This is a genomic window from Candidatus Abyssobacteria bacterium SURF_5 (assembly GCA_003598085.1).
Classification (GTDB): Bacteria; Abyssobacteria; SURF-5; order SURF-5; family SURF-5; genus SURF-5.
Map to the genome: position 1 here is coordinate 17,799 of QZKU01000120.1, position 11,400 is coordinate 29,198.

Annotated in this window: 9 protein-coding genes; all 9 read right to left on the reverse strand. The window is 57.4% G+C overall.

Annotation, left to right across the window (positions count from 1 at the left end):
- Positions 1-5 precede the first annotated feature (5 nt).
- A complete protein-coding gene (locus C4520_17570; GenBank protein RJP17130.1) occupies positions 6-1,238 on the reverse strand; it encodes an aminoglycoside phosphotransferase family protein in 1,233 nt (410 codons plus the stop codon).
- Positions 1,231-2,577: an aminoglycoside phosphotransferase family protein gene (locus C4520_17575; GenBank protein RJP17131.1), complete on the reverse strand. Its 1,347-nt coding sequence runs from the start codon at positions 2,575-2,577 to the stop codon at positions 1,231-1,233. The genes C4520_17570 and C4520_17575 overlap by 8 nt, the downstream gene beginning before the upstream one ends.
- Positions 2,495-4,315 (reverse strand): ABC transporter ATP-binding protein, encoded by a 1,821-nt coding sequence (locus C4520_17580; GenBank protein ID RJP17132.1) that lies wholly within the window; start codon positions 4,313-4,315, stop codon positions 2,495-2,497. The genes C4520_17575 and C4520_17580 overlap by 83 nt, the downstream gene beginning before the upstream one ends.
- Positions 4,309-5,502 (reverse strand): glycosyltransferase family 1 protein, encoded by a 1,194-nt coding sequence (locus tag C4520_17585; GenBank protein RJP17133.1) that lies wholly within the window; start codon positions 5,500-5,502, stop codon positions 4,309-4,311. The genes C4520_17580 and C4520_17585 overlap by 7 nt, the downstream gene beginning before the upstream one ends.
- A 10-nt stretch (positions 5,503-5,512) precedes the next feature.
- Complete coding sequence (locus C4520_17590; GenBank protein RJP17134.1) at positions 5,513-6,748, reverse strand: colanic acid biosynthesis glycosyltransferase WcaL; 1,236 nt, start codon at positions 6,746-6,748, stop codon at positions 5,513-5,515.
- Complete coding sequence (locus tag C4520_17595; protein ID RJP17135.1) at positions 6,735-7,973, reverse strand: glycosyltransferase; 1,239 nt, start codon at positions 7,971-7,973, stop codon at positions 6,735-6,737. Before C4520_17595 ends, C4520_17590 begins: the two co-directional genes overlap by 14 nt.
- 587 nt (positions 7,974-8,560) lie before the next feature.
- Complete coding sequence (locus C4520_17600) at positions 8,561-9,529, reverse strand: hypothetical protein (protein RJP17136.1); 969 nt, start codon at positions 9,527-9,529, stop codon at positions 8,561-8,563.
- A 1-nt stretch (position 9,530) separates the two neighbouring features.
- Positions 9,531-10,172 carry an ABC transporter permease gene (locus C4520_17605; protein RJP17137.1) on the reverse strand — a complete coding sequence of 214 codons (642 nt, stop codon included), beginning with the start codon at positions 10,170-10,172 and terminating at the stop codon, positions 9,531-9,533.
- Positions 10,173-10,201: 29 nt separating this feature from the next.
- Positions 10,202-11,182, reverse strand: coding sequence for an ATP-binding cassette domain-containing protein (locus tag C4520_17610; GenBank protein ID RJP17138.1), 981 nt, complete (start codon positions 11,180-11,182; stop codon positions 10,202-10,204).
- Positions 11,183-11,400: the final 218 nt, after the last annotated feature.

Below are 11,400 nucleotides of genomic sequence, written 5' to 3' on the forward strand. Positions count from 1 at the left end.
TTCCGTTATCTCGAAGATGACCGCAACCGAATGCTTTTCTCAAGGAAAAGCTGAATGCCCAACCGCTGGATGCGCTCGCTGTTGATGTGGCTGATCGGCTGGCGTATTCGCGAAACGAGAGCCTCGGCCAGATGCGACTGATACGGCCGGAAAGCATACACGCACGCGAGCCGCAGGCGCGCGGCATCCATATAGGCGGGTATGCGAAGCTGAACTTCCTGATCGGGTTGATACCCGTCCAGAAACGCGGTCGCGGCCGCCATCGATTCGGTTTGCGAAAGGCGGCTCTGCAGGTGTCTCAGCTCGAAATGAACGAGCGCGTTGGCGACGTCGAGCGCCGCCTCGCCGATCGCGACTGTATCCAGATCAAGCAGCCCGATAAGCCCCTGTTCATCCAGAAAAATCTGTTTGTCATAGAAATCACGATGGAGCAAAACGAGAGGGGTCTGATCCGCGCCGAGGGCGCGGAAGACATCCGTCGAGGCCGCAAAGAGCCGGAAATACAGGTGGGGAGCGAATACTTTGATCTGCTTGAGCCAGAACTTGATTGTTTCTATTTCCTCGCTGATTCCGTGTCGCGGCGCCCGGACAGAGTCAGAAACCGAATGCAGCTTTCTCAGAGCTTTGCCGGCAGCCTGCGCGCCATCCGCCAGGCTTTGAGAGTTCAGCAGGTCATACAGCGATTGACCCGGCAGAGCCGAGAAAACGAGAATCCCCGAATTCAGGTCGGCCTTGGCCAGCTTCGGAATCGAAAAGAAATTATCCACCAGCTTTTGGACCGCACGTACGCGATAAGCCAGCCCTTGCGCGCGGTCAGGGATAACCACCTTGGCGTAGAACAAGCCGTCGGCCAACTCGAGCCGCACGACCGCCCGCTGTTCGGGCCGATGCGAGACCAGGAGAGCGCCCGGCCGCGCCACCAATGAGGCCAGTGCCGGAAGCCGGCGATCCGCGCCCTCGGCCTGCAAAAGAATCCCCCTGTCCGGCAATTCCAGTACCTTGGCGTTCTTCTGGCAGCATTCGGCTGTTTTCTGGAAAACCGATTGCAGTTGTTTTGTGTTGGAAAGCCATTGGCCGACGATGGTTCTCTCGCCGGCGGCGTATTCGAGCAGCAGATGATTGTGAGAACGCGGCCACGCCCGCTGCAGGCGCAGTCCTCCAAGCGGAAGCCCCAGCCGCTCGTTATCGGCCGGAGACAGGTCGAGCATAGATATCTTGTTCAGGAAGGTGTCACTCATTGTCGGCAATCTCCATCGCGCGCCTAAATGTCCGGAGTGTCAGTTGGAGCCAGTTTTGTTCTCGACTGCGAAACGCATGTGGTGCAAGACGTATGAGCCCGGCGGCGGTGTACAGCCTGATGCGAGCAAAAGGATCAAGATGCGAGGCCGCGCGATATCCGTCAATCAGCGCAGACGCGAATGCTTGCTTCTTTTCGCCGGTTATTCCCTCTTTCAGTTCGTACCATTCCAGCCGGGCAATGAACGAACCCAGGTCTGCGGCGGGGTCTCCGAGTGCGGCCGAATCGAAATCAAGAATGGCAATGGTTCCATTCCTCAGAAGAATTTGATCGGCTGAAAAATCGCCATGGATCGCGCATCTCTCGGACGGCAGTCTTAATAATTCTCCCGCCAATCGCAGGGCGAATGCGCGCATCTGACCGGCGCAATCCGGACATACGGCCGCGCATGCCTCCGCCGCAGCCATGATGCCGACCGCCTCCGCCTCGCGGGATTGCTCGCCGAGCCGGCCGCCTTCCTGCGCGTGCACCTCGGCGAGGGCCGCACCAACCTGCCGAAGCCTCAACGGATTAAAATCCGGCGCACCGAAAGCATTATGGAGAAATTCGCCCTTGATCCATTCGAAGACGAGAATTCTGTGCCTTCGCGAAGAGGCAATCCTTCGCGCGACCCGAAGACCTCTCCGGGATTTGACAGAGCGAGCCCCATGTTCTGCGGGCGCGTACTCATCTTCCGCATACATTTTCAATACGGCTCGCTCGCCTGATTCGCCGACTAGCTTTCCGACATACCGGCGTTCCGGTTTGTAATGGAGGTTTCGCACCGCCGCCTCCCAGAAAACGGGACGCTCCGGCAACAGCTTTCTCAAGAATTTTTGCCGTATCTTCTTATCGACGAGGTGGCCCAGCGCCGCCAGCTTGCGGTCGTTCGGGAAGAAATGCACAACCACCGCCGAGTCTTCCAAGAGGAAGTCACTGCATCCGAAGGTCATGGATTTCCGCGTATTCGATCCGATCTTCTCCAGCTTTCTGCTCGCGGTCTGCGCGTACGCCTTTGCATAAAGATCGGTCTCGTTCCCGCCGACGCTCGCCTTGTAGCAGACCAGACAGCTTGTTTTCGGCTTGTAGCGGACATATACGGCATTGAGATGCTTCAGCTCAACATGCGGGGCAAGCTCGTGCAGGCGGCCCGCCAGAGCATCCTCATCCAGCACCAGCGCGAGGCCTGGCACAGCGAGGTCGCGGCTGACCAATTGTTCATCGGCGGGAGTAAGCATGAATCTCCTCCTCTCGCGCCGCGACCTCGCCCTCAAACGATTGAAGCGCATGCATTGCGGCATATCGACCCTCAAGCCGCAGAAGCTCGTCGTGTGTGCCGCGCTCGACGATTTGTTCGTTCTCGAAGTACAGAATGAGATTTGCGTGCCGGGCCAGCCGCATATCGTGGGTTATCAGAATGGTGGTTCGCCCTCGGGTGACATTCTTCAGCGCCTGCCTCACTCGCTTTTCGTTCTCCTTATCAAGGCCGGTGGTTGGCTCATCGAGAATGAGGATCGGCGCCGGCGCGAGTGTGGCGCGGGCAAGGGCGATCCTCTGCCGCTCGCCGCCGGATAAGGTGCAGCCGCGCTCGCCGAGGATCGTGTCGTATCCCTCAGGAAGCGCCTGAATGAAATCATGAGCATTCGCCAGCCGCGCCGCCGCCTCGATTTCGTTATCGGTCGCTTCGATGGCGCCGTACCCGATGTTGTCGCGGATGCTCACGCCGAAAAGGAAACTCTCCTGCAGGACCACGCGTATCTGCGCGCGAAGCGAGGAAAGCGTGTAGTTTCTAATGTCGCAGCCGTCGATAATGATGCGCCCACGGGTCGGATCGTAGAACCGAAGCAGCAGGCTCATCAGCGTCGATTTGCCGCTGCCCGAGGGACCGACCAGCGCGATCTGGCGCCCGGCCTCGATTTCAAACGAGATATCCTTCAGAACATAATGGCCGGGCACATACTGGAACGTTACGTTGTCAAACCGAACGGCCCCGCGAAATGCCGGAGCTGCGACGGCTTCCGGAAGGTCGCTGATATCCGGCTTTGCGTCGAGCACGTCGAGCACGCGCTCGCCCGCAGCCGTCGCTTTTGCGATGCGGCTTGTGTATTTGGCCAGGTCCTGCATCGGGCGAAACGCGCTCCTGAGATAAGCCATGTACACAATAAGATCGCCGGCCGTGAGAGAGCCATCGATGACCAGCCGGGCGCCGACCCATAAAACGAGCGCAGTACCCACCGCAGTGAAAAGGTCCACCGACCGCTCCAGCCGCGCCGACAAACGCGTGGTGCGCACGCCTTCCCTGAGGCTGCTCTTGTTCTGGCGCGAGAAGTCGTCCTCGAGAACCTTCTCCAGAGCGAACGCCTTCACCACTTTGATCGCCGCCAGCGCCTCGCCGGCTGCGGCGGCCATTTTCCCTTCCCGCTTACGCTGTATCCGAGCCGCCTCCCGAATGCGGCCGGTCAGCCGGATAAAAGACAGCGACGCGAAGGGCAGCGCCGAGAGCGCCACCAGTGCGAGCTTCCAGTTGATCCAGAACATCATGCCGAGCATACCGGCGAGCGTCAGCGAATGAACCAGGAGCGGAAGAGCGGCCGTTACCGCAACGTCCTGCAGGCGCCCGATGTCGCCGGTTACGCGGGTGATCAGGTCGCCGCTCTTGGCCTTGTCATGGTACGAAAGAGAGAGACGCAGCAGATGATGATAGACTTTTCGCCTGACCTCGCTCAGCACCCGGTTCCCCGCCAGCGCCAGGCTGACGGTGCTGATGTAAGAAACTGCGGCGCGCAAACCGGTGATGACGACGACGGCGATGCACGCGCCTGCAAGCGGAAAGGCGTCGCGACCGGGCGCGGAATGGATGACCCCATCGAACACGAATTTGAGCGGCCATGGCTGGAGGATTCGCAGAAGGATTTCAAAGACCATGGCCACACCGGCGGTTACAATCAGCAGCAACTGCTTTCTCGCCTGCGGCCAAAACCGTTTTACAACGCCGGCGGCGCTTTTTCGCCATTTGACGAATTTCGGCAGGCTCAGCATCCGGCGCCCTCCGCAGCGATCCCATGTGAAGATTCGTTTGGCGCAGCCAATTCCAGGACGCGTTTCGCGACTGCATCCCACGTGTGCGCCTTCGAGACCAGCGCCCTCGCCGATTTTCCCATTCGCTCGCGCAGGTCACGATCCTTGCGCAAGGTCTCGAGCGCACTCACGACGGCCGCCGTGTCGCCGGGCGGACAGAGGAAACCATTTTCTCCGTGTGTTATGACACCTCCCAGTTTCCCAATGTTGGTGGCGACCACCGGCAGGCCCGCGGCAAGATATTCGTACACCTTCAGAGGCGAGAAATAAAAATGGTCGAGGTCCGGATAGAGTGCGAGCGCGGCGTCCATTGACGTAAGCCATGCCGGAACTTCTGACGGATTGACAGCGCCGATCAATTGCGCCGACTTCAGCAGGTGGCGCGCCGCGAGGGTATCCTTCAGATGTTTTCGCCGCGGCCCGTCGCCGACAATCAACAGGCGCACATCCGAATAACGGTCATGCAGTTGTTGAAATGCGTCAACAAGCGTGTCCAGATCGTGCCAGGGTTTCAGCGTACCGACAAACCCGATCGTGAAAGAGTCGGGCTTACGATCGACGGCGGGAGGAACATCGGGATGAAACCGCTCCGTATCAACTCCATTCGAGATAACATGGATGCGCCCCGCTGCTTCCGGATAGACGCTCACCCAGTCCGCCACCTCTGCGGAGACCGCCAGGATACTGCTCGCCGCACGAAACGAGCGGCGTGCGGCACGCTCGGCTAAGGCTTTATGTACAAGCACCCGGTGGCGCGCCTGCTCCTCGATCAGCGGAGCATTGACCTCCAAAATGCCGGGTATGCCGGCTGCCCTCGCATGTTCCATTCCGGCGAAACTCCAGAGGGCAAACCTCTCGTAAATAAAATCGTACGGCCCCGTTCGCCGCAGGTACTCGTGCACGTTGCTATTCGCCGCCAGAGCCGCCCGCTCGCGGGCGCCGGGATCAGAATTAGGCGCCGCCGAAAGTTGATGGACGACCAAGTTCTGCCGGTTGGATAAGTCATTGCCGCCGGCATTTGCCGTGATCAACCGAATTTCCACTTTTTGGCGCCTTAGTGCGCGGATCATTTCCTGCACGTGGACCGAAGACCCCTTTGAACCGAATACGGGAATGCCGGGGTCCATGCAAATATAAGCGATTCGCAAAGTTTCTCTCCTAAAGAGCCAGCGTTTTTAATTGTGCTGCCGATTGCAACACCACATTCCTCATATGGGCAGCGTTTCGCTGCAGGTCAAATTCGGACTCGATCAAGGCGCGGGCCGAAAGGGCAAGCCTTTCACGCAGTTCGCCGTCGTAAAGAAGTCGTTCGAGAGCCGCCGCAAGCCCGGCCGCATCGTTTTGGGCAACCATAAGTCCCGTCTGTTCGTTCAACAGAATTTCGGGAATGCCCGTGACGTCGGTCGAGATGCACGGCGTGCCGAGAGCCATGGCTTCGAGCAGCACGGTCGGCAGGCCGTCGCGGTCGCCATCGGAGCCGAGAACGCACGGGGCCGCCACGACAGCCGCCTCATGCATGCGCTGGATGACTTCACCTTGTGGCAGCGGACCGAGCAGGCGCACCCGCTCCGTCAGGCCAAGAGATTCGATTTGATTGCGCAAATCCGCCTCGAGCGGGCCGGCGCCGATGATCTCGGCATCAAAATGGTGCCGCGACCGCATCAGGAGGCTGCATGCATCGATCAGATAAGCGAACCCCTTCTTCTCGACCAGCCGGCCGACACAGACTATTTTTGGGGCGCGCCGAAGGGGAGAGATGTATTGGAAAAGGTTCAGGTCGATCCCGTTATAGATGCGGGTTACCCGCTCGTCTGATAATCCGAACGAGGTCCGAAGATAGGAGCAATTGTAGTCGCTGACGGTAATGACCGCGGCGGCATCATTCAGCTTGCGGCTCAGGTCTTCCCGATTCACGCTCTCATGATAAATATCTTTCGCGTGCGCCGTAAAGGAATACGTCAATCCGGCAAAGAGTGCAGCCAATCGGGCGACGGACGCCGCTGTGCTCGCGAAATGGGCATGCAGATGGGTGATGCCCCGCGCGCACGCAAGCCGTGCGACGCGAATTGCCTGATACACGTCATTGACATTTTCCTCCAGGGCGGCCTCGAGATTGGCCGCAAGACCCGGCAATTCGGCCATCGCGTCGCGTATCGCGTTCCAGAACTTTTTCACGCCCTCGCTCCCGCCCGGCTTCTCCAGATAAGTGACCGGGACACGCAGTCGGGCGAGGGATTCGTGGAAGCGGCCGTCGTTGGCCGGGCGCAACGAAAAGATTTCAAAATCCAGCCCCGCCTCCTGATGCGCGAGCATCTCATTGACAATAAAGGTCTCTGAAAACCGGGGATACATCTTCAGTACATAGCCCACTCGGATTGGATCAAATGATTCCATATTCAGCGACTCCCGCACTTCTTGATTCGGCGACAGGGTTTTTGGAAACTAAACGAGCGAGAAATCCGGATATCCTCTGCGTGCCCATAAGATCGATGCGAGCAAAGGGCCGTTCTACCACGTCACTGGCAAACCACCTGCTCAGGGCGGCCGGTGTCAGTTTGTCGGGATGCACCATATCAAGCAGCCCCAGTTTCTGCAGTCGCTCCGCCCGAATGAGTTGTTCGGAGCGCGGCTTTACTCTCGGTACGATCAATCCATTTTTCCTGAGCGAGAGCATCTCGATAACCGTGTTGTAGCCCCCCATGGAGACGACCTTCCAGGCCGCTTGCAGCAAGAGTTCAGGCCATTTGTAGAATTCAAAGACGGTGAGGCGCCGGTTGTTTTCGCTCGCCCGGCCAAGCTTTCTTTTCTTGTCGGCGGACATGAACGGACCGGTAACAAGCACGGCGTGGGTGTCATCCGGCAGTTCGGCATTTGCAAAGGCCTCGGCCACTTTGAAGCCGTCCTGGCCTCCCCCAACCATGCAGAGAACGAACCTTCCGGCGGGCACTCCCGGAGGCTTGTTCAGCCCGTTCAATCCTTTGGTGTGTGCATCCAGCTCGTGCTTTCGCCCCAGATAGCCTGTATAGCGAATCGGCACGTTGATATCCTGACAGATGCGGCACTCGGAAATGGGATCGTATATTGTCGGATCGCTGTAGACCCAAACCTCATCGAAAAAGGAGGAGACGACGGCGTCCGTCCCGAGCCGGTGCCACTCTTTCCAGACGGCGCTCGGATGATCGAGCACATCCCGGAGTCCTAAAACACAGCGCGTGCCTCCTTTTTCCCGCAGAAGCTCCAGGGTTTTTTCCAATTCGCCAAGAATGCCGGTCGGGTGCTTGTCTATAACGAAAACGTCGGGTGAGAACAGATCGAGCACCGAGCGAATGGTATTCGCTCGTAATTCGCTGATCTTTTCGAGCGGCATGTCGAGTGAGCGGGAAGCGTACTTTCCGTCATTCTCTTTTGAAATCGCCGGCAAGGAGAGAAAATCAACTCCGCGCGGAGTTGAAAAGAGCGCAGCCTCACGCGCCCCCACAATCAGCAGCGTCGATGGAGAGGGATCGCATCGGCTGAAAGCCTGGGTGATACAAAGATTGCGCCGGACATGTCCAAGCCCCTGCGAATCATGCGAGTACAGCGCGACCTTCAGTTTTCGTGGCAGTCTGTTGCGATACATGGGTCGAACTCGATTCCTCTCTGCTCACGGGGAGAACGCTGATCAGGAACTGCTGCGCTGCCGGTATGGAAGGAAAAAAGTTTTGGTATGAAAAAAAGATGCGATGATGTTGCAAATGTAGGGGACGGGTGCTAAAATGTTTTTCGGGAAGATTGAGTCGCATCAATTTTCCTTGCCATTAGCGGCGAGGCTCCCATACCACACCCGCTAATGGCTCTTTTTTTGAAATTTTATACGTGTTGATTGCGCAAAAAAATGCAATGACCATGCCATTCGGCCGGTGCTCTCTTCCATCTTGACCCAAAGCTTTCGCAGGTAGACCTTTCAGACATTTCATTTTTGTTGTCCTGAAAGGGGCGGGAAAAATATTCCGCTCGTGATTGAAATATAAATTTCGAAAATGAATTTTTAATCTGCATCGATTGAGAGAGTCAAAAGCGGATGATGCGCGTTTGGCGAGGAGATAAAAGCCTCAAAAGGTATAATTCAACAACTTTTTTAGGGGTATCTTATGGCAATTGGTGTTAACGCGATCGGCTTCCGGAGGTCAAATCCGGAGAAATTTTGGCGGCAAATTATTGAAGGGCTTACTGCTCATTCATGGTATTGATGTAGATAGCAAGATCCGATATTGTCTGTATCCCCAGCCCATCTGCCTGCTCTTTTCTCATGGTTAAGGTGTAGGTATTATTGAAGCCGAAGGGTTCCAGCCATATGATGTCGTACTCGCGCCCAAAGTAATCCTTGACGAACTTGTACGCAGCATCTGGATCGGTGATCGCCTTCTGTTTCATCACTCCGACGAGCGCCGTACCTGTGTATTCGGGATAGATATCGAGATCGCCCGCCTTCAGAGCGTTCAGGCAGATCATCGTGCCGCCGAGACTCAGGCGGAGGTCGACGTCGAGACTTGAGTGCGACTCGATCAGGAGTTCCATGAGATGCCCGAGGATATCCTGCTCGGTGAACTCCTTGCCGCCGATCCTGATTGTCCCCACTGGTCCGGCGGCGGGTCGTTTCGAAGACCCGATCAACTGTTCCGCAATCAGCCATTCCCGCGCGACATCGGCTGCCTTGCGTCCTTTCTCGTCAACCTCGAAATTGAGCGCCTGCATCTGTTCGTCCGACAGCCGATGCGCCAGCTTTACAAGTATCCATTTTAGCTCAGGATATCGCTTCAGTGTTTCGGCCCGCACGAGCGGGGCGGCGTGATACGGCGGGAAGAATGATTTGTCGTCCTTCAGGATCAGCAGATTATAGGCTCGGATTCGGCCGTCGGTGGCAAATCCGCAGATAATGTCGACCGCGCCGTCGGCGACCGCCTTGTACATGAGCCCGGGGTCCAGATGGATCGGCTCGGCGGCGAATCTGAAGCCGTAATGTTCCTTCAAGCCGAGATAACCGTCCGGCCGGGTGAGAAATTCGGTGTCAAACGCCGCGCGGATTCCGCCCGCTGTTATGCCTTGGCGGCTTTGCACGAGAACGATCGCGGCTATCAGGACCGCCGCCAGGACAACGGCCACCCGAGCCTTCAGGGGCAATACTTTGCGTCGCATTTCATTTCTCCGGGCTCAGCCACTTTTCAATGGCGGCCAGGATTCCGTCAAAAACCAGCGCCATCACAGCGGCCGGAAAAGTCCCCGCCAGAAGATAGTCGATCTGCATGCTGCGCAGCCCTTTGATGATCAGGTCCCCCAACCCGCCCGCGCCGATCAGCCCGCACAGCGTCGCGATCCCGATGGTCCACACCGTCGCGATACGGATGCCCGCCATGATAAAGGGAAGGGACAGCGGCATCTCGACGTGCAGCAGAATCTGCGCCGGCTTCATTCCCATCCCGCGTGCCACTTCAACATAAGAAGCGTCCACCTGTCGGATGCCGGTATAGGTATTGCGCAGAATCGGAAGGAGCGCATAAAACGAAAGCGCAACAAGCGCCGGCGCCGGCCCGATCGTGGGAAGAGCGATCAGCGCGAAGATCGCGACGATAAATGAGATCAGCGCAAGGCCCGGCACCGTCTGGATCAGGCCGGCCGCGCCTAATACCGCCGCCGCCAGCGTCTTCCACCTGCTTCTGGTCAGATATACCCCGAGCGGTAAACCGACGGCAACCGCAATCAGAACGGCGAAAAAGGTCAAATAAATATGCTCAATGGTCCGATCGATCATCTCCGGCCCGAGCTTTTCAATAAAACCCATACTCCCACCGTCGGAGACATTAGATTGATTCAGGTAACTGCCTCATGAAAGGCCTTTTGTGTCACGGCCCTGAGTAAAACTTCCTTTTTTAAATACGATACAAACGCTTCCCTCTCGAAAACGGGCAGCGCTTCTTGATTCGTCCGCTTGAACACTTCGAGCGCGTCCAAAAGAGAATCGGAGGCAAGCAATTTTTCCTTCGGATTCACAGAGTCCGGCTCGGAAACCATACCGGGAGTAACCGGCATGATCGATTTGATGGTGGCGGTCAGCAGCGACAACACGAGTCGGTGGCGGCCAAGGAACGAATCCACGAATTCGTTGGCCGGGTGCTCGACCAGGGCGGCAGGCGAATCCACCTGCTGCAGTTTGCCGGCATGAAGCAGAGCGACACGTTCGCCGATTTTGACCGCCTCAAAGATGTCGTGCGTGACGAAGATGACCGTCTTTTTCAGGTTGGCCAGCAGGTCGGCGAATTCGTTCTGGAGCTGTTCGCGAGTAATCGGGTCGAGCGCGCCGAACGGTTCATCCATCAAGATGATCGGCGGGTCTGCAGCCAGTGCGCGCGCGACTCCCACTCGCTGTCTCTGTCCTCCGCTGAGCTGGCTTGGGTACCTATCGTGAAATTCTTCCGCTCCGAGCCCGACGAGGCGCAGCAGTTCGTCCACCCGCTCCTCGATCCGCCGTTTCGGCCATTTGAGCAGCTTGGGCACGACTGCGATGTTCTCCGACACGGTCATGTGCGGAAGCAGTCCGATTTCCTGAATAGCGTAGCCGATTCTCCTGCGAAGCCGGATCGGGTCTTGCGTGCGGATATCCTCTCCATCTATAGAGATGCGGCCGCGCGTGGGCTCGATCAGCCGGTTGACCATCTTAAGGGTTGTTGTTTTCCCGCACCCACTCGTTCCCAGAAGCACCAGTGCCTCTCCGGCCGACACCTGCAATGAAAGGCTGTCGACGGCAAGCGCGCCGTTCTCGTACTCTTTGGAAACGTTTTCGAAAACGATCATTTGAGCCGCCTCGGCTGGGAGCAAGAGGTTCAGCCTAATGCCATTCACTTAAGCACCCTCGAAAAAGGAGGTTTGAAATGCGACATAACACAACATCGCGGTTTAAATCCTTCCTCCAGGAGGCTGTCCCGTAATTGAGATTTGTCTTCTTCTGCCAGACCCTGGATTCCTGCTTTCGCAGAGATTTTATTGAAACAGTTTATTTTACATTTTCATCT